Annotated in this window: 15 protein-coding genes; 12 read left to right on the top strand and 3 right to left on the bottom strand. The window is 53.7% G+C overall.

Annotation, left to right across the window (positions count from 1 at the left end; genetic code table 11):
• The first annotated feature begins 818 nt into the window (after positions 1–818).
• Positions 819–4,205, top strand: coding sequence for a TonB-dependent receptor (locus tag VN577_08645; protein HWR14883.1), 3,387 nt, complete (start codon positions 819–821; stop codon positions 4,203–4,205).
• Positions 4,206–4,363: 158 nt separating this feature from the next.
• On the opposite strand, the gene VN577_08650 is transcribed toward VN577_08645, so the two are convergent.
• A complete protein-coding gene (locus VN577_08650) occupies positions 4,364–5,665 on the bottom strand; it encodes a hypothetical protein (protein ID HWR14884.1) in 1,302 nt (433 codons plus the stop codon).
• 202 nt (positions 5,666–5,867) lie between these two features.
• Entirely contained in the window at positions 5,868–6,656 is a 789-nt protein-coding gene (lgt, locus tag VN577_08655; protein ID HWR14885.1) for a prolipoprotein diacylglyceryl transferase, read from the bottom strand.
• A gap of 879 nt (positions 6,657–7,535) precedes the next feature.
• On the opposite strand from lgt, the gene VN577_08660 reads away from it, so the two are divergent.
• The 5 genes from VN577_08660 (at position 7,536) to VN577_08680 (ending at position 11,732) form a co-directional block, all read left to right on the top strand.
• Positions 7,536–8,597, top strand: a complete 1,062-nt coding sequence (locus VN577_08660; protein HWR14886.1) for a VWA domain-containing protein — start codon at positions 7,536–7,538, stop codon at positions 8,595–8,597.
• A gap of 389 nt (positions 8,598–8,986) precedes the next feature.
• A complete protein-coding gene (locus tag VN577_08665) occupies positions 8,987–9,388 on the top strand; it encodes a CYCXC family (seleno)protein (GenBank protein HWR14887.1) in 402 nt (133 codons plus the stop codon).
• A 59-nt stretch (positions 9,389–9,447) separates the two neighbouring features.
• Positions 9,448–9,912, top strand: a complete 465-nt coding sequence (locus VN577_08670) for a MauE/DoxX family redox-associated membrane protein (protein ID HWR14888.1) — start codon at positions 9,448–9,450, stop codon at positions 9,910–9,912.
• Between the two features lie 196 nt (positions 9,913–10,108).
• Positions 10,109–10,522, top strand: a complete 414-nt coding sequence (locus VN577_08675; GenBank protein ID HWR14889.1) for a hypothetical protein — start codon at positions 10,109–10,111, stop codon at positions 10,520–10,522.
• A 682-nt stretch (positions 10,523–11,204) separates the two neighbouring features.
• Positions 11,205–11,732 carry a hypothetical protein gene (locus VN577_08680; GenBank protein HWR14890.1) on the top strand — a complete coding sequence of 176 codons (528 nt, stop codon included), beginning with the start codon at positions 11,205–11,207 and terminating at the stop codon, positions 11,730–11,732.
• A gap of 243 nt (positions 11,733–11,975) precedes the next feature.
• On the opposite strand, the gene VN577_08685 is transcribed toward VN577_08680, so the two are convergent.
• Positions 11,976–12,185 carry a PAS domain-containing protein gene (locus VN577_08685; GenBank protein HWR14891.1) on the bottom strand — a complete coding sequence of 70 codons (210 nt, stop codon included), beginning with the start codon at positions 12,183–12,185 and terminating at the stop codon, positions 11,976–11,978.
• Between the two features lie 337 nt (positions 12,186–12,522).
• Here VN577_08685 and VN577_08690 point away from each other — a divergent pair, with 337 nt between their 5' ends.
• From VN577_08690 to VN577_08715, 6 genes are all read left to right on the top strand, one after another.
• Positions 12,523–12,876, top strand: coding sequence for a helix-turn-helix transcriptional regulator (locus VN577_08690; GenBank protein ID HWR14892.1), 354 nt, complete (start codon positions 12,523–12,525; stop codon positions 12,874–12,876).
• A 4-nt stretch (positions 12,877–12,880) separates the two neighbouring features.
• Positions 12,881–13,813: a PD-(D/E)XK nuclease family protein gene (locus VN577_08695; protein HWR14893.1), complete on the top strand. Its 933-nt coding sequence runs from the start codon at positions 12,881–12,883 to the stop codon at positions 13,811–13,813.
• Between the two features lie 10 nt (positions 13,814–13,823).
• Entirely contained in the window at positions 13,824–16,118 is a 2,295-nt protein-coding gene (locus VN577_08700) for a hypothetical protein (GenBank protein HWR14894.1), read from the top strand.
• Positions 16,119–16,130: 12 nt separating this feature from the next.
• Positions 16,131–16,568, top strand: a complete 438-nt coding sequence (locus VN577_08705; protein ID HWR14895.1) for a hypothetical protein — start codon at positions 16,131–16,133, stop codon at positions 16,566–16,568.
• Positions 16,565–17,737 (top strand): hypothetical protein, encoded by a 1,173-nt coding sequence (locus VN577_08710; GenBank protein HWR14896.1) that lies wholly within the window; start codon positions 16,565–16,567, stop codon positions 17,735–17,737. Before VN577_08705 ends, VN577_08710 begins: the two co-directional genes overlap by 4 nt.
• Before the next feature lie 128 nt (positions 17,738–17,865).
• Positions 17,866–19,401, top strand: coding sequence for a hypothetical protein (locus VN577_08715; GenBank protein ID HWR14897.1), 1,536 nt, complete (start codon positions 17,866–17,868; stop codon positions 19,399–19,401).
• The last annotated feature ends 41 nt before the right edge of the window (positions 19,402–19,442 follow it).

A 19,442-nucleotide genomic window follows, 5' to 3' on the forward strand; every position in this document is an offset into this window, starting at 1 on the left:
CTTGCTGACATGAGGTATAGAAATGTATGCCGAGCCGACGTCCTAATGCCAGCACTCAAGAAGTAGCCGCATTTATGGCAGCCGAGTTTCAGCGCCGCGGGACATTGTATGAAGACTACATTGTCTCGGAGATTGAGCAAAGGTTTGGCGATTTCTTTCTGCACGATACTGGATGTGGAGGTCAATTGATCAGAAAACAGGTGCTGGAACAGTTTGCGAGGCTGACGCCCAATGCTGTCTGGTCTGTAGGTGAAAAATGTTGGCGAGTTCGGCAGCCTGGGGATAAGCCCGGGCGAAAACAGAAGTGATGATCTTGCGAGATCGAATGCGGCCCACAAACGTCCAATATGCGATTGAAACGTGCCATCTTCTTCTCCTAAGCCACGAGTCGAAAGACTTTTTGTGATTCGTGTGTACCTTAAAACAACCAGTGATTGGAGCATTTGAGCCAGATTGCACTGGCTTCATCAATATGTCCTGCACGGTTCAACGCTAAGTGGAACAAGCCATTCGGCTCGATCAGTTCCACGACGCGGCAATGAAAATGCAGTCACGGCAGGAAGAACAACCCTGTGGTTAAAAGAGGAATTCTCGTATTGACGCCACTCGAAGGGCTCGCTTCTTGCTGTCATTAAACTCCGTCGTTGGCGGTCAAGAATACGAGCTGTTCCGAAGACATATTTGGGCTTTTTGTCGCTCTTCTTTCGTGCCCGGAGCCGCATTTCGGGGCGAACACGCATGGGGACCCTAGTGAATACAAGTAGCCATCACAAGCGATTCATTTACACGCAACTTTTCAATAGTCATCGAGGAGGCACATGCAATTTCACGCATCAATCCGATCAACCGCATTGTACCGTCTGGTGGGGATCGTTATCTTAATGATCGCCAGCGGAGCCCTTGCGCAAAGCAACTCCGCGCGTCTACAGGGTACTGTAACAGACTCTTCGGGCGCTGCCGTCGCTGGAGCGGAAGTGTCGATCACAAGCATGGGCACGACCCGCAAGTTCACCGTCTTCACCGACGAAGCTGGCGAATTCACTGCTTCGGCGCTGCCGCCGGGCGAGTACCAGGTGGAAATCAGGCGATCTGGTTTCGCCAATCTGAAGCAGAAGGTTACGCTACAGACCGCCCAGTCGGCTCACATGCCAGCAGTATTGAAACTCGGTCAGATTTCAGAAACGGTCGAGGTAAAAGACGACCTTCCTGTTGTCGACTCCACGAGTTCGAACCTCGGCGATGTGATTGTGGGGAAACAGATCACGGATCTGCCGCTTAATGGGCGCAACTTCACCGCCCTGGCCACTCTGATTCCCGGAGTAACGCGCGGTGTGCCGGACAACCAAGCCACCGGCGCCGGCAACCAGTCGGAAACCTTCCGTTACAACAACACGGGCGGCGCGTCGCTTTCAGTGAATGCTCTGCGTCCTCAGAACAACAACTTCCTGCTGGACGGTGTGGATAACAACGAGTCTCTCGTCAACACTATCATCTTCTTCCCGTCCGCTGACGCCATCCAAGAGTTTCGTGTAGATACGAGCGTTGCGCCGGCGGAATTTGGACGCGCGGGCGGCGGGGTCGTGAGCACCACGACCAAATCGGGCACCAACACCTGGCATGGAACCGCTTTCGAGTTCCTCCGCAACGATAACCTCGATGCGAAACGCTATTTCGACTCCGCCAACAAACCAAAAGACGAGTTCCGTCGCAACCAATTTGGTGGAACTCTGGGCGGTGCCATCATCAAGAGCAAGCTGTTCGTGTTCGGCAGTTACCAGGGGCTTCGTCAGTTCGCCCCGCTGCAACAGGACCGTCCCACGGTTCCAACCGCCAAGATGGCCAGTGGCGATTTTTCCGAGCTTTGCGCTGGCGGATTCGCTGGCGGCATCTGCCAGGATGGTCCCGACCCGAACTACCCTGGCCGTGTTCTACACCAGATCTATAACCCGACTACCGGCCAGGCTTTCACTAACAATTTGATCCCGTCCAACATGATCAGCAAGGCGGGACAGGCTTACCTGAAGCAGTTCCCGGCTCCTATCACACCTGCAAGTAGCTCGCTTTGCGGACAGGCGGTCAATGGGGTTTGCATCTTAAACAACTACCTCGTCACCCGTTCACAGACACAAACCTACAACGACTTCGATATTCGTCTTGACCTAAGCCTGACTGCAAAAGACAGCGTCTTCGGTCGCTACAGCTACGGGAACGACACGGAGGCAACCAGTTCCCGCCTGCCGCTACTTCCGGCTGGTTACGGATCTGGTAACCAACAGGCCTATCCGCGCTCCTTCGCCTTTGGCGAGACACACATCTTTAATCCCAACATCATTAATGAATTCAGGTTCGGTTGGATCCACACCGAGATCGGCTACACGCCGCCAATGCAGGACCAAGCAGTCTCGGCTAACCTCGGAATTCCAAACGCCAACACGTTACCTATCTTGGGCGGTGGTGCGCTCATCGGCGGTTGGAATAACGAGTTGGAATACACCGGCGATTATGGGCCGTACATTGTTCCCCAACAGACATGGCAGTTCTCCGACACGCTCTCCTGGGTCAAGGGCAAGCACACGTTGAAGCTCGGTGCGACCATCCTTCGGCGGCAGGTCAACTTGTTCCGTCCGAAGGCGGGAAAGGGCTACTTCTTCATGTTCGGCAACGGCGGCAGCCCCGATCCAGTCGGTTATGAAGTGGCCGATATCCTGGCGGGTTGGATGCAAAATTACCAGGTCGGTCCTGCACTCGGCTTCTCGCATACGCGGAATTGGGAAACCGGATACTTTGTGCAGGACGATATCCGCGTCAACAACCGCCTCACGCTCAACCTCGGCTTGCGTTACGACTACTACACATGGCCGAAAGAACGCGATAACCTGCAGGCGAACTTCGATATCAACAGCAATACGATCTACGTGCCTGGTGTGAATACCGCTTCGACTGCGCTGATCGACCCCGACAAGAATAATTTCGCTCCGCGGGTCGGCTTTGCTTATGATGTTACCGGTAAAGGCAAGACGATCCTCCGCGGCGGCTACGGGATCTTCTACTTCCTCGATCGCGGCGGCATCGATAACCAGTTGGCCCAGAACGCCCCGTTCAGCGGCGTGTCCCAGTTCAACTACAGCGATGGCTATCGGTTCAACCTAGACGGACAGGCCCCGCTGAATGCCACCGATCCCCGCCTGGCCGGCACCGTTGCCATGCCCGTGAAGGGGCCGATCAATGTAAGCCTAGTGAACCCGCAGAACGTACAGTTGGTGTCCTATCCGAAGGACAACCGGCAACCGATGGTCCAGCAGTGGAACGTGAACATACAGCAGGAAATTACGCCCACCATGGCCTTGACGATCGGTTACGTAGGGAACAGCGGCACCAACCTGATGACTCTGATTAACTACAACCGCCAGACGTACGGCGCGGCGTCCGGTGTCAAGCCGTTCCCAAACCTCGGCGATGTAAATCTTAATACCACAAAGGGCTCTTCGATCTACAACTCGCTGCAAGTTCGCATGGAGCGCCGTTTGGTCAAGAGCTTCCAGTGGACCGCGTCGTACAACTACTCGCACGCAATTGATAATTCGCCTGGCACGATCGACAACCAGACCGACCGTGTGGATTACCAGCGCTTCCTGCAAGGCTTCGAACGCGCGAACTCAAACCTAGACGTTCGTCAGCGGTTCGTGTTTAGTTCTCTATACCAACTGCCGTTCGGCCGAGGCAAGCGATGGGGCAACAACTGGAACAGCCTAACCAACACCATCCTGGGTGGCTGGGAACTTAATCCAATTCTTACTTTGCAAAGCGGGTTGCCGTTTGATTTAGCCAGTGCTTACAGCGGCCTTCGTACCCGTCCGGACGTGATCGCGACGCCGATTCAGTATGGGTCGATCGACAATTGGTTCAATACGTCGGCTTTCCGCAATCCGCCAACAACCGGTGGCATCTTCACTCGTGCAGGTAACGCAGGACGCAATATCTTCACTGGCCCTGCGCGCCGTTACCTGGACATATCATTAAATAAGAATCTTCAGATTACCGAGCGAATAAACACGCAGTTCCGTACCGACTTCTTCAACTTCACTAATACCCCGCAGTTCAGCCAGCCCAATGGCGATATCACCAGTGGAGACTTTGGCAAAGTGAGGAACACTCTTTATCAAACTGAGCGGCAGATTCAGTTCGGGCTTCGCGTCCAGTTCTAGAAGCCGGGAGTGCTTAGCCCAGGGCAGGACCGGGCCTGCCCTGCCCTGGTTGATTGCCATTCAACAGCAGAGATTCAGCAGCGATAAAGCCAGTTTGGTAGGAATAGCTCATCATCTGGGCGTGCGCAGAGCCGTGGAGGGCTGACGGAACCGACCGCTTACGCACTCAGGTCTTTAGCAACAGCTTCAACCGGTTTGACTCCGTTACCGAAGCGAGCCATCGCCTCTCGATGCTTTTCTAACTCACCATAGGGTAGATAGCGAAGGCCCAAACTTGCGGCTCCGAGGCGAAATGCTGGCCTTTGAAGTTGCTCGCGCACTTCACGCTCCCTTGCGTCTGGCGCAACTAGGAACAAGGGAACCTTTTGTCTGGTTTCGGCTCCTTGCGCCAAGTCTAAAAGCCGAACGATACCAGAATAGATCGAAGTTGTATGCTCCACTTCAAAGGCAGCCGCCGGGACTTTCTCAGACGTGAACCATATCACGTCAATAAGAGCTACCGTATCTCCTGCGCCGTTGACTGAGAGTGGGAGCTGGGTCAGACACTGGTCAGCTAGCTTTCCGTTTCGATACGGTCGAGAACGGTCATTGGCAGCGATCCATACTTCGAATCCTAACGCGATTCCGAGGTCGCGAAGCCAGCCTTGGACCTCGGTGTGCGTGCGGTCCCCCTCCTTGGCTGCCTCTGCCGCCTTCCTTTCCTTCGCGCTTAGCTCTCGCACATTGGCAAGATCCGCTTCCCACTTCGCGAGCTTCTGTGTGTCGTCTCCTGTGGGTGGGGGTGTATAGCGCTGTTGACCGAGATCAAATAGCAAACCTCCAATCGCTCCCAGGTCGTTCGACAGCAGAGCTCGATGTTCCTCTACGACCTGAAGGATCCCGTTCCTCATAGCCAGGTATTCGCCCCAATTGCCGAGTTTGACTCGCGCGCCTGCGAGCGCGTTATACCCGTTCACGATCGCGGTGTTGAATGGGGGCATGATGGTTGGATGAAGGAAATACATGAGATTTGCGACTGCGGGCCCGAGACCCTTTATCGCTTCCTGATCGAGCCGGTGTACGGCAGCCAATAACTGTGTCTCGGTGTTGCAACACATACACGTGTCCAGAAATTGCCCAAACGCTACTTGGTTGTTACGGTTCTCATAAATATCGGGAATTCGCAGCTTAGGCTTCCAGAGAAACGGATGGTCAGCACCTCGAAAGATTTGGCGTTGTTCCGCGATGGACTTGACTACCGTTTCGAGAGAAGACCCACGATAGGCGGTGCCGAACTCGTCCGCTTTGATCTCGCTAATGACCTGCTGTAAACCGCGCCTGATGGATCGGAAATTCTTCAGGCGCTCGGGCCAGAGAAACCAGGTCTGATACGTTCCGTTCGGATCATCACGCCAACGCTGAATAAGAGTTCTGACGACTGCAGCTTCAGAAGGCAGGGCGGCACTTCTAGCAACGGACATTAGAACACCTTGGACCGTGGATTCCCCTCAGTGTCCCGCATTTCTCTCCGAACTGCAACGGTCAGAAGCGGCGATTCTCTTTGGTCTGCGTAGGAGCCAAACTTCTGCCGAAAGCCGCCGATGTTGGTCGAGAGTGGCTTATCCTCGCCGAAAGCACTTCGCATGAGGGCCTCAACCTTTACTGAGGCATCCCACTACTGGTTTATGCTTTTCGGTCTGCGCTAGATCGCCGCAACATTGAGCCAAGTAGTATCGGAATAGCGACAACGAGAATCGCCAGGGACGTCAATTGTCCGTTTTTCAACCCGAATGCAACCGGTTCTACGTTGCCTCGTACAATGAATACTGCAAACCGCAATAAGCTAAACATGACCAAGTAAGACCAGAACGTTATTCCCTCTGCCACCTTGCCCCGCATGCATGCCAGAACGGCCGCAATCACCAAATCTCCCAGGAGTTCATAAAACTGATCCGGATGCCGGGGAATGCCATCCAAAGGCGCATAGCTGTTCGGGTTCATGTAGACAATTCCCCACGGCAGCCGCGTCGGCGTGCCATAATCCATTCCGTCCAGTCCGCAAGCTATGCGGCCAATTGCCGAGCCGATAGCAATGCCGGGAGAAAACCGATCAGCGACTGTCCAGAAATTCAGGCCCTTCCGCAAACAATAGATCACCGCAAAGATGATCGCTCCGAACAACCCACCGAAATACGCCATGCCACCTTCCCAGATTGCGAAGACCTGTAGCGGGCGTCCAGAAAATTCCTGCAGATTCTGAACCACATAGTAAGACCGCGCACCAATGACGACACCGGCGGCAATCCAGGCGAGCAAAGGTTCCAGGTTAGCGCGAAGGCGTGGGAAGTCTCGCGACCACAACCACACGCAATAACCACCGATAAAGAAACCGAGCGCAGCGCCCAATCCATACCAATTGATGGGTACGGGGCCCAGGTGAGGCAAAGGATTCCAGTCGAGACGGATCATCATCTATTTTGGATGCACCGGAGAAAACGAGGCTCTAACAACGACTAAATTGGGTGGCATGTTGTTGTCGTTTGCTCGATTGAGCCATGGTTTGCAGGCGCATAAAGTGCCCCTGCCGCACAGTGGCTTCTCATTGCCGCAATTGCGGCAACCGCGATCCTAAAGACGTGCTGTCAGCGCCGGAACAGCCCGTAACCTCCTCCGCTAGATGCTCTTAGCGAGTGGTCATGGCTATGCCGAGCTGGCAATGGAGTTGCATATGGATAAGTTGTCGGCAGCGGCGCACGAGCGCGATGAGTTGAAGAGGGAAAAACAATATCACTCACGGCCTGCGGCTGCCGACGCCAGAGCAGTCGAGTCGGGCACCTTATGGACAGTATTCGACCAGAGAGAAATATTCGCGGCTATTACGAAAGATGGAGCGCAAGCGTGTTCACCTTTTGCCGTCTCTACATCGGCGATCAGGGATCCGCGGAGGCGGCGACGGCGAGGGTTTTCTCGGCCTTCTTCAAACTCGGCCTGCCCTTATACCAAGACCGATTACCGATTGCCTTGTTTCGTTGCATGCTCGCATCGGTGCAGCATCTGCCAGTAGCAATACCAGATCCTGCGCAGCGATCTGAGTTTTGTCATGTCGTGCTGGCATTGCCCGCCGATGAGCGCGCAATTCTTATTCTGCACGGGACTTTAGGGATGCATTTCCGCTGTCTGGCAGCCGTTGCCGGGGTCTCACGGCAAAGGGTCCAGCAACTCTGGCTCCGCGGTCTGACACGAGTTCGCCTTTACTTTCCCGACTTTCATCCACGAAAGTACCGGCAAGCCCGAGACACGGAACTGCCATGGGTTTTCGCACCCACAGGGTAAGCAGGGGGCGCATGCGCCATGACGTTGAATCGATCTTATCTGCGAATTGTTGATCTGGGGTTTGCCCTCCATAGGTCCCCATTTCGACTGGGTCGGTTCTTTCGTCGATTCGGACTATGCCTGGTGGTCTCTTTCGTCGCACTCTGGCCGTTGCTGACCACGGCTCAAACGAACAACGAACCTGTGCATATCATCCCGCACCAGCAGGGGCACGCAAATACCGAAAGCGAAAATCGCCGACTCTATGTTGGGTCCATCGTGAAGGACGTCAATCTGGTCCTGGTGCCGGTGACGGTAACCGATGACTTGGGTGGACCGGTGACCGGCTTAAGAAAACAGAACTTTGCGGTTTACGAGGGACAGGAGAAACAACCAGTCCAGTACTTCTCCTCCGAAGATGCCCCGGTTTCCATCGGAATTCTGTTCGATGCCAGCGGCAGCATGTCCGATAAGATGCAGGAAGCCCGAGAGGCCATTGCCCAGTTCCTCAATGTGGCCAATCCAGAGGATGAATTCTTTCTTATCTCATTCTCCAATCGCCCTGAACTCTTGTCGGATTTTACACGCTCTCCCGAGGACATCCTGAGCAAGTTGATGTTTGTGGCCCCTGATGGCGCAACCGCGCTGCACGACGCGATCTATCTTGGGCTCAGTAAAGCCGCACATAGCTATTATTCCAGGCGGGCGTTGCTTATCATTTCCGACGGAGGCGACAATCACAGTCGCTATTCGGAGAAGGAAGTGATGCGGTTCGCCAAAGAGGCTGACACGCCGATCTACGCTGTAGGTATCCATACGACGATGGGCACGGCGGAGGAGCGTCTCGGCCCCTGGATGCTGGAAGAGATGACGGAAGCAACTGGAGGCAGACATTTCACCATTAGGCGGTCCGCAGATCTTTTGGAGGTGACTACCAAGATTGGCTATCAGCTGCGCAACCGATACGTGCTGGGCTATCGACCGACTAATGCTGCCTCCGATGGCAAATGGCGCAAAATCAAGGTCAAGCTGGAACTGCCGAATGGCGCACCCCACCTCACTGCTTATGCGAAGACCGGATACTACGCGGCGACGCAATGATCGTGTGTCGCAACACGCCCATGTGGCCTTTGAAGAGGGCGACCTTTCCTTGGAGGAAACGCCGGCTCTAATTCCTGCCCCATGCTTGACGATCGCCGTAAAGGAGACATCCCGTGCCTTGTATGAGGCACTAAGGGCCAATTCGTGGGGCAGCTATACGCAAACGTCTCTGCAATCCGTATTTGGATCGTAGCTGGGCGTTGGGCAATCGTGTTTAGCACCGATAGATACTGCACAGGTGGACCGTCTTCTCTAGCTGTCTGCGTTGGCAGCCGGATTGCATGGATTGATGATACGAAACACAGCAGATTCAACTCAGTTCGAGCCGATGACCCACGCACCACCGACTGTGGGACAGCTGGGCATCGAACAGGCGACTCGGAGGAATAATGAAACGTTGTCTGGCAGCCATTCTTACTGGGGTATTCGCTGTAACGTTGACCGGATCGTCTGCATTGGCAGGTGACGAACCAGTGCCGCCCGTCCAGCGAATGGTCCCTTTGCCCGAAGTACTCTCGCCGGATAAGTTTGATCGTCCTCTTCTGAAGCGGGCGTATGCTGCCGCCGCGCGTAATCGCGAAATCGTTTCCCAGCTTCCTTGTTATTGCTGGTGCAGCCGATTCGGACACCGTAGCCTACTGGATTGCTTCGTCTCGAGCCACGGCGCCAACTGTGACATCTGCATCAAGGAAGTTCTTTTGGCCGAAGAAATGGTACGAAAAGGGAAACCTTTGGCCGATATACGAAGTGCGATCATTCGACAGGAGTATCGCGCCGTTCCGCTCCGTTAAGTGTGAGCATCGCATACCGCTATCCCGATTAGAATCGACCGCTGAGAGTGAGCGCCTCTATGATTCCCGTGGCCTTTAAAACGTTATCTCATTGGCGTAGTAGCCCCTGGTTGCTATTGTTCCTGCGCGTTGCGCTCGGGCTAACATTTCTATATGCCGGGGTGAGCAAATTGCGACAGCCATGGTATGTCTTTGCCGGCATGATCGATAACTATGGCCTTATTCCACCTTCGGTTTCAGAGCCTATCGCCCGTACATTACCGGCGGTGGAGGCCGTGCTAGGTGTGACCTTAGTGGTAGGCCTCTACCGCAAACTCGCCAGCACCATTGCCGTGGGTACGTTAGCCTTCTTTTTTGTGCTCATGCTGCAGGCGTATCTGCGGGGTTTAAAGATCGATTGTGGTTGCTTCGGCGCCGGGCAAACGCTGGGTCCGAAAACACTGCTTCGTGATGGAGTATTGTTGTCCGCTTCGCTCGTGCTGTCGTATCTATGTTGGAAAGGATCTAAGCAAACCGAAGTTTGAGAATAATCAAGAGAGCGTTCTATTTGAAGTCAGTTCAACGTCTTCCGCATAGGCTGAGAAATTGAGAACGATCTCGAGTAAGAACTGCCAGCGGCAATAGAGTCATAACCCCCGAGCGAAGCCGACTTGAAGATCGTGAGAGAGAACAAGGGATTCTAGGGCTTCAAACGGCTTTTTCAGTACGAGGACACCGGAATTGGCCAACACGGCAAAGTACGAGACGTCATGGTGGAGCGTTGAGCTACCATGCGGATGGTCAGTCGAGGAACATCCGATATGCACTACATTTAAGTGTCTCGACCTTCAAGGCGTGTTTCAGATCAGCGCGTACAGGAAAGAATCTGAAGTGGGAAAGGACGAAATCGCCGCACTGGCGGACGAAGATACCGAACCATGGCCTGTCAAGATAGGAACTCTTACCGGAGTGTGTACTACTCACAACAGAGATGGAGTTTGTTTGAGAAGGTGGTGGCTACTGAGGGGTCGCACGCTCATATTCGCCACTTACAAGGGGCCGATTGCTAAGGCCGATGCAGAAATCGGAGCCGCCGAGAATCTTCTGAAGACAGTTCAGGTCCGCGGAGATTTGATTTCCGGGCCCACTCTGTAGACGAACCGAGGAGGGGATTACGAAATGAGTTTTTTCAGGCGAAGGATGGTGTTGGTTGAATCGCTGTCGAACGAAAAGATCGATCATTTCGACTGTGAAAATTGCAGTTGGGAAGGTATCGATGTTCCCAAAGGGAATACAGAATCGGCTGGTTTGGCGTTCAACGCACACTCGTGTGACGACTACTCGCGTGAGTATAAGAAATGACCATTCTCTGAGACCGATTCTTAAGATCGGATCGCCTGTCGGCCCACTTAGATCGTTCTACGAGCGGGCGTCTAATGGCACTGAGTTGTGTGTGCTCGTGATTGCCAATCATAAGCTTCTTTAAGAGCATCGGGCGGACTCCTGCAAGCCGTCAACTTTGTGGCATCCGTATCCGACGTTAGGGCGCCCGAAACGGTCAAATTTCCCTCACAAGATCGCGAATCCGCACCTTCAGAGCAAGAGCAATCTGATGAAGGTTTACGATCGTGACATTTCTGACTCCTCTTTCAATGCCAGATATGTACGTCCAGTGCAGATCGGCAGCTTCGGCAAGTTGTTCCTGAGTCATCCCTAAATTCAGCCGCTGGCGTCTGATCGCCTTCCCGAGTAAGGCCCGGGGGTCGGTTACTCGTGTAATCACCCCCTGATCTTTTCCAGTCCCTCAATTCAAGTACATAGACTATAGTCTATGTTCATGAAGAACCTGATTCTCCTCAGCGTGCTGCTCGTCACCATCTCGTCTCTTGCTGCTACTGGGAAGACAAAGTTTACCGAGGCGGGAATCCGTGCCGGGATGACGAAAGATGAAGTTACCTACACTTTGGCTCATTGTTCGGCGCTCAGCCGATTCCTAATCGGCGGCTGTACGCATCCTGGCACAGATCGCCAGTATCTCTGCAAATATGACGGAAACAAGGGCGATTACGTGAGGGTCTTCTTCCTGCACTCAAACCCAGTGATGTGGGAAAACGATCCAATGGTCGGATTCGCTATGACCGTCCACTACGAAGGCTCGTTTTCGCAATCCTGGAAGCTCTGGTACGACGACATCTCGAAACAGCTTGGCTCAGCGCCAACGAAACAGGAAGACAATCCTGACGAGTACACCTTGAAACACGCCGAATGGATTGTCCGGGATGCCCGTGGCAAGCAGGTCGAAAAGGTGAGGCTCGACGCGATGACAGGCCGAGAGATCATGATCTTCTATGATGTGTCGCAGTGAGCGAAGGACCGCCAGCAGAACAGGCGATGACTAGGGCGAGTGCCCATCCTGTTCCTATGCTGCGTCGACGCTTTCATTCTCGAACGGAACCGGCTCTATATCTGCGTACAGGAAATCAGGACCACGATGAGCGTGATACCGGACGAGCAGGTTTCTGCCGGTACGATGTTTCAGCAGCCAAAGACCACCCATCTCTTCCATTTCAAGCAGTGCCCGAAATGCTAGCTCGATGTTAACTACGTTCTAGGGCGTGATGTCGTCGACGCGCTTTCCTACGAGTTCTCTCGCATCGTAACCTAACATTTGCGCAAAGGCATCAGAAACAAGCAGGTAAGTTCTGTCGCGGTTGAATACTACGAACAACTTGCCTTCCAGTTCCTCTCTTAAGTGTTCGGGCAGATCCGACATCGATTCATACTTGGTCAGCTTAGGAGGGCTGTACGGACGCTTCATGTACGTATTACACAACTAAATCGACAGTAACAATGAAGATTCTGACTTTTGTTCCAAAAAACGGAATTTGACGTTTAGCATCTCGATCAAACCGCCCAGAACTGTCGCTATAACTTCGGACGCGCGGCGAATTTCATGAGCTAAAAGTGCTGCGCCACGCTCGGGAAGCGTGCGGCGGCGGCGGTAGTAAGTTGATCACGTGTCGCTTATTGCTGCACTGTTGCGCGACGCCATCCGTTGCAGTTGGTGCGGAAGTGGAATCGCTTCGGGACAGTTATCTGGATGCAGGACAAATCTTGACTTGACATTCAAGTCAATACGGGGCAGGATATGTTTCATGAACAGAAGCTCTGAGTCATTTGGCGCTGTTCTGCGGCGCCTCCGACGTGCTGCTAAGCTCTCGCAAGAAGAGCTGGCTGAGAGGGCAAAAGTCGATTTCACCTACATAAGTAAACTGGAGAATGATCGGGTTCGCCCACCGGCGGAGGAGACGATCCTTCGCATTTGTTCGGTGCTTCACACCCGTCCGGATGAACTCATTGTAGCTTCGCGAAAGATCCCAGCCGAACTGGGCCAGACGGCGGTTTCGAGTTTGAGCGCTCTTGAGTTTCTTCGGCAAGCAGACGATATGAAACTGACTGATGCCGAATGGCGTCGTCTCACGGCGACTCTCAAACGGTTACGCGGATGAATCCATGGAAACATTGTTTCCCTTACACGATGTGGTACCTCAACCTGCTCAGGCCGGCCACGTTACCTGGTCGTTTTCGAAACGGCAGCTGCTCTTCCAATGCCCGAGAAAGTTCTATTACCACTATTACGGCGCGAGCAGTCGAACCGCTCACGGAGAACCCAACAAAGCTCGACTTCGTGAACTGAAACCCATAACGAACCTGTATCTTCGGGCAGGAGATATCGTTGATCTGGTCATCCGAACGTACCTATCACGGGCGGATGCGAACTCGACGTGGGATCTGACCCGTCTGCAGAAATGGGGTCTGGCTATCCTGGAGAAGGACCGAGCCTTCAACTTAGGTGTGAACCTCGAAAGCTCGCGGGAATTCGTACCACCCCGATTATTGGAATTTGTGGCGAGCTTCCCCGATCGCGACTCCCGATACGAGGCAGCGGAACAAAAGATCCTTGTCGGTCTCAAGAATTTTGCCGAGAGTGAAGCGTACGCTCCCTTTCGAAAGACCGGAAAGGCGCTCAAGACGCAGCAAAATATAACCGTAACAGTTGACGGTTCTCTGGCGAAGGGCAAAATCGACCTGGAGTTATCCGAACCGGAATGCCATCACATTCTAGACTGGAAGATTGGTTCGGCCGGCAGTGCTGACGAGAACCTTCAGGTTGGCTTTTATGGGCTCTGGGCCTCGAAGCAATCTACCATTCAGATACCAATCAAGCTCCACATGGCATACCTCGCTGATGGGATTGCGAGAACATACTGCGTTCCTGATGACGTTCATCCAAGGCAAGTCCGCGCAAGGATCACGCAAGACCTGATTCTTATGCGCAACCTGCATCCCTACGGGACAGCAGCTAATGCAAGGGCGTTTACGCCGTGTAGACAGAATAGGATTTGTGAAATGTGCCAGTACCAATCCGTGTGCTCTGCCGAGTAAGGAGTACGTTGTGAACACGCTTGAGACAAACATCCGCATTGTTACGCCAGGACCGAGTCTGTACCTGAATACCAGGCGTCTTCGCCTGCAGCCGAGAATAGACAGTCCGGAACTCCTACAGAAGGTCGCTGGACGGGTAGGTCTCACCTTCAACACAGCGTGCATTCCATATGGTGACCAAGTGATTGTGGCCCTGAGTCGTCCAATCCAACCTGTCCGGTTGGAGTTTGAGGACTTCGCGACTGATTTATCCGACGCCGGCGCCCTGCAGCTAAACTTTGCGATTGAGTCTGATCGCGATCGGCTCGCCACTCTTGTTGAGCGACGCCTTTACGCCACGGTCCCGAATCGAACAGATTGGTGGCGGGATGGGCAATTTCATAGCTGGTACGAAAAGTCTCCGATCACAGTACTGGACGGTATTGCGGCATTTCGTCGTTACAGTGCTTCTGCAGTGGTGCTCGACGGAGTCGGAATCGGAATTGCGGTCGATGTGACGACGACGTTTTTGACCACTGGCTCGGTCGCCGATTACCTGCTGTGCAGCGACCCTGGGCAACGAACACAATTCGAGCGCCTCAGCTCACGGAAATCGGGCTATAAAGGCACGCTTTTATATGACCTGGGGACTTCCAAGCATAAGTGCTATTTCGATCAGTTTTGTCATGGGTTGACGTGCGGTACGACAGGTCCTCTTCGGATTAAGGGTACGTCCTATGATTCGCTTTACGACTACGTGACTCGGATGCGCGGAGCGAATCATGTGCAGCCGAATGACCCCGTAGCCCGCGTTTCGTTCCCGGGTATAGACCGGCCGCAGTTGGTCCCTGCCAAGAGGCTCTTCGTAAGAGTGGGCACAGAGCAATTGCGGGGGAAACTTAAGGAGGTAGATAAGCTGTCGCCGGAGGAGCGACGCCAAGCTATCAGTCAGTTCTGGAAGGTCATCGGCACCGATTCGCTTGGGGCAGGAATGCCACAGGTTACGGATCACTTCTGGCAGCCTACACGGAAGTCCATTTTCTTAATTCCCCCGCCCGCTCTTGAATTGAAGGGCGAGACGATTGAGCCTCCCATCGAACGTTCCCAATGCGGCTACCGAAAGTGGTTTGTTGGCCGCCTCCCCGCTCTCGGTCGAGGAAAGGCGTATTACGTACCACCAACAGCCCCGCGCACGATATATTTCGTCGCCCCGACGCGATGCTCCTCAGAATCGCTCAAGGCTCTTGGGGAGGCGATTTGTCGTCTAATGTCTCAATGGGCAGGAATCCGTTTCACTCCCTTCTACTGTCAGCAGTATGGTTCGCTGGAAGAAGGAATCGCACGCCTCGAAAGAATCGCGAGTTCAGGGATTGCTGTGTTTGTGTTCGACGACGACAACCCAGCAGCCTACTTCGAAATCGAATACGGACTCAAAGCCTGGAGGGTTAAACGAATTACCGCCAGGGCTCTGTCGCGCCACTTCGACGAAGCCAAAGACCTCATCCAACCTGCGCAACCGCAAAATGGGAACGGCCATCGCGCCATGCCCAAGCCGCTCTATCGGTGGGATAACTTCATCCGCGTATGTGCTCTCGATGTGTTTCAGAAACTTGGAGCACTGCCATGGAGATATCAGCCCACCGGAGGGCTTGAAGCGGAACTCTCAATTGACGTTGGGGCTGACCGCCGACAGTTCGCTGTCTCGCTTTTGGTGAATCGCGATGTACAAGGCAAACCAGAATTCTGTCTGGAAACGGTGACTGAGTGGAAAGCCGACGTCAAGCATGAAACGATCAATCCGGAGGCTCTCAAGGCATCCGTGATCAAGGTCTTCCGCTCTGCCCCCATCGGCACTCCGTTGAATTCCGTAGTTGTGTTTCGTGACGGCACAGAATGCGGCGATGAGCGCCAGGCAGTGGCAGAGGCATTCGAAAACCTAAAGGTGGAAAAGAAACTGAGCGCTGCTCCAACTGTAGTCTTTACGAGTGTTAGGAAAACAGGCACCAAGAATATCCGGATCTGGGAACTGAGTCGCGACGGTGTCGCAGTTAATACGCTGGAGGGAGTGGCCATCCGGCTTCGAGCGGGGGCCAGGCTTTTATGCACGACTGGCGCCGCCTGCCTAACGCAGGGCACTGCTGACCCGCTGCTCCTTATGTCCGAGAAGGACTCTCTGGCACTTGACGAGGCGACAGAGCATTTTTTCCGTTCGGCGCAACTAAATTATGGCAGTCCAGGAGTAGCACAAAGACTTGCGGCGGGACTCAAGAGAACCGATGAGGAGCTTCGAGCGAGGGCAGCGCAAGAGATTCGCCGCATCAAGTAGCCAGGAGCACTCATGCAAGTAGATTGGTTAACCGCAACTACATATCAGATCACCGAGCGCCTAATTACTCTCATTAACGATTTTCTTATTGGACTGAAGTTGGAAGCGCGTGGCATTAGGTCACCACAAGTCATGCGCCGCATGCAGAGTGCACGAATGGAACTTGACCGCACTTTTGCTCACGTCCAGCGGCTCGTGGCAGAAAATACGATTAGTGGCCAATCGGTGACCGGCGCCGGGACAGCGCTTTGCCACCTAGCGCGCAATTTCACGCCGGACAGGAACTTTCCTAGTGCACATCTGCCGGTGGAAGCTCTAAGCCGGGTTCGCGAGCTGTTACAGAAAAATGACTCGGATACCCAAGAACTGGTCGGGTATTTATCCAGTCTGCGAGGAGTCATAGAGCAGCGAATGGCGCCAGATGTTCGCGACATTATGGGGCAGGTGTGATCGCATCCATCCTTGAGACGAATAATCGGGACCTCTTTCTCGAAGCAAGCCAACTGCTCGCGATCGTAGAGCGTGTTCAGGCGATTGAAGAGCTTGCGGATTACCGTGAATGGCTGGTTGAGCGGATAGCGAATATACAAGCTTCCACACAAGATGCACTGATCGTCGTCTCCTACGGCTTTCCCGAATTGATCCCGGAATTACTGAGCCGCACACAGCAACTCCGACGCGAATTCGGGATTATTCGCGACCGTCTACTTGCACCACTCACGCGAGCAAGCGAACAGGATCGCGCCAGTCTGCGCATCCTTAACTGGCTTCATCAGACGAATCCCGCCACTGAAAGCATCCCTTTCGCGCTCTCTGATGGCGGTTTTGCGAGTTGGCCGTGGCCGCCGCACGCTGCCCTCTACTTCGCACCCGGGGCGAACAGTACCGGACTACGCTTCAGTCCATTGCTTTTTCACGAGTTCGGGCACGTGTTGTATGCCGCACGTACATCGGACTTCGATCCCGTCGTGGGCGAACTCCAGCAATCGATTGACCGAATCTTAACTCCGCGATCCGTTCGAAATGATGCACGGGCCGCAGCAGAGGCAGGGAATAGAGCAAACATCGTTGAAACATGGTACGAATGGGCGCAAGAGTTCTTTTGCGACGCAGTCGGTTTGCTAATTGGTGGTCCTGCCTATTTGTTTGCATTTTCTAATTACCTGCAGTTGCTCGGCGCAGGAGATTTTCCCAGCAGTGATGGTAAAGATAGCCGGAATACGCACCCACCGACCCGGTTGAGAATACAAGTGCTGCTGGCGCAGGCCATCAAGTTTAACCTCAATGGAGACCTCTCAAAAGCATCCATCTTAGTCGAGCAACAGTGGGAAGCAATCGCACAAGCCGTCCAGTTCGACAACGACTATTTCGGACTATACGTTCCAGAGATGGACGGACCACTGAACGCGGCTATCGATCAATTGATATCCTTAGCAGGCATCCGTCATTTCGCAACGAGTGACGTGGAACCTCCGAAAGGAGTAAATTTCGCGAATCCAATACAGTTGGTGAATGCAGCATGGCTGGCGTTTCGACGCGATCCTGAACGGTATCCTGCTTGGGAACAAGACGCCATCGGCAGTTTTCTCGTAGGTTCTGGCCGAGGAATAAGTCGATGAACAAACCGTTTGTAATTCGCGATCCGGTTCATGGCTATCTCAGAGTGGCTGCACATGAGCGAATCGTCATCGATCATCCGATCACTCAAAGACTCCGGCGAATTACCCAAACCGGTTTGGCGGAGTTTGTGTTTCCGGAGGCGAGAACGTCCAGATTTGTTCATAGCCTGGGGGCAATGCATCTTGCCTCACGATTCTTGATCTCCGCAGTAGAGAACGCCGACGAACCGACGGCGTTGGCATTTTTCGCTGAATTAGAGGCCCTCGATGTCTTCAATAACTACAACGTCCAACTCGATGATCTCGAATTACTGCTGGTGCCGGACCGTCGTTTCGGTGGAGGTGGCCTGGAAGCCACGAGAGTGACGTTTCACGATACTACTCTTCAGAATGACCGCAAATTCGTGCGACTCTTAGGTCTTGCAGAAGCTGGCCTCCGATTGGCGGCACTATTCCACGACTTAGGGCATTTGCCATTCAGCCATGATTTCGAATTCGCTTTGAAAGATTATGCTGCGCAGAGCCCTGATATTGCCCAGAATCTCGAATCCCTGGCCGCAGGGACGCCCCACGAAAAAATCGGCCACCGCCTCGCGGACTTGGTATTCCAAGCTTTAATCAAGGATCAAAAGGAGATCTCAGCGGCAACTCGAGTTTCGTTTGCGATGGCCCGGAAGATCCTCGACACAGAACCGGGTTACGACGATTTCTTGGAGCCGAACGTCAATGCCTTAGGATGGCTACATTCATTGGTCGATGGTGAAATCGATGTTGATCGCGCCGATTATCTTTTACGGGATGCGCGTGCGCTTGGTCTGGAATTCGCTGCCTACGATCTTGATCGTTTGGTTCGCAATCTCGTTTTGGTAAGACATCGAACCTTGGGGTACATCACCGCTGTCGACGAACGCGGGCTTACAGCGGTCGAAAGTTTTTACATCTCGCGGGCTCGGAGCCATCAGGTACTTGCTCGACATCACAAATCCGCGCAGTTGGGCGCTGCTCTACGGTATTCGTCTGTCAACGCTCTGGGCTCAAAAGCTGGAAGCGATTTTCTCGCAGAGTTGAACGAACTGCAGGGCGCAAGGAGCGCCAAGCAGGCCAAGGATCTTCTCAGTCAGTTCGCTGAACACGACGATCCTTGGTGGCTCCAGATACTTCGGGCTTGCGAACAGAAGTCGGAAGCTTATGCAGGCTTGTTGCAAGCCACCACGAGCTTAATTCTGCGGCGGGAGCCTACTCTCAAGAGCCTATGGAAGCGAAAAGGCGACTTGTCTAAATCACAGATCGCCAGGCTGAACAGACTGTTCCGTTCTCCTGAGTACGGTCCATTGATCCAACAAGTGCGGCGTGAACTGGCGAAGAAAGGCGTGCTACTTGTCTTGCATAAGTTCCGTCCGTATGGAATCACGTTAGGCGGGAATCCCAAGAGAGATTCAATCACCCTGATCCAATCGGATAACCGCTTCATCCCCGTCGTGCAGCTGTCACCCCTCATCCGGGCCCTTCGGGACGCTTGGGACGAGGACCTTCAAATCCATGCGTTTGCGCTTCGATCATCAGACGTTACCAAGGAGCAGGTGCTGGAGTCGCTTCTAAGCCCGCCGAAGCCGAAACAAAGGAGAAAGCAACGGAAGGGGAGTTCGGGATCTGTACGTCATTGACCGCATCTAATAAATCAGTCAAAATGAATTTGGAGCCATTC

The sequence above is a fragment of the Terriglobales bacterium genome (assembly GCA_035561515.1).
Classification (GTDB): Bacteria; Acidobacteriota; Terriglobia; order Terriglobales; family Acidobacteriaceae; genus DATMXP01.

Bases quoted from the DNA above. Each gene is read 5' to 3' on its own strand.
- VN577_08650 (HWR14884.1), bottom strand. From the start codon at position 5,665: ATGTCCGTTGCTAGAAGTGCCGCCCTGCCTTCTGAAGCTGCAGTCGTC.
- VN577_08685 (HWR14891.1), bottom strand. From the start codon at position 12,185: ATGAAGCGTCCGTACAGCCCTCCTAAGCTGACCAAGTATGAATCGATG.
- VN577_08680 (HWR14890.1), top strand. From the start codon at position 11,205: ATGAAGAACCTGATTCTCCTCAGCGTGCTGCTCGTCACCATCTCGTCT.
- VN577_08660 (HWR14886.1), top strand. From the start codon at position 7,536: ATGACGTTGAATCGATCTTATCTGCGAATTGTTGATCTGGGGTTTGCC.
- VN577_08690 (HWR14892.1), top strand. From the start codon at position 12,523: ATGAACAGAAGCTCTGAGTCATTTGGCGCTGTTCTGCGGCGCCTCCGA.
- lgt (HWR14885.1), bottom strand. From the start codon at position 6,656: ATGATGATCCGTCTCGACTGGAATCCTTTGCCTCACCTGGGCCCCGTA.
- VN577_08695 (HWR14893.1), top strand. From the start codon at position 12,881: ATGGAAACATTGTTTCCCTTACACGATGTGGTACCTCAACCTGCTCAG.
- VN577_08705 (HWR14895.1), top strand. From the start codon at position 16,131: ATGCAAGTAGATTGGTTAACCGCAACTACATATCAGATCACCGAGCGC.
- VN577_08665 (HWR14887.1), top strand. From the start codon at position 8,987: ATGAAACGTTGTCTGGCAGCCATTCTTACTGGGGTATTCGCTGTAACG.
- VN577_08670 (HWR14888.1), top strand. From the start codon at position 9,448: ATGATTCCCGTGGCCTTTAAAACGTTATCTCATTGGCGTAGTAGCCCC.
- VN577_08645 (HWR14883.1), top strand. From the start codon at position 819: ATGCAATTTCACGCATCAATCCGATCAACCGCATTGTACCGTCTGGTG.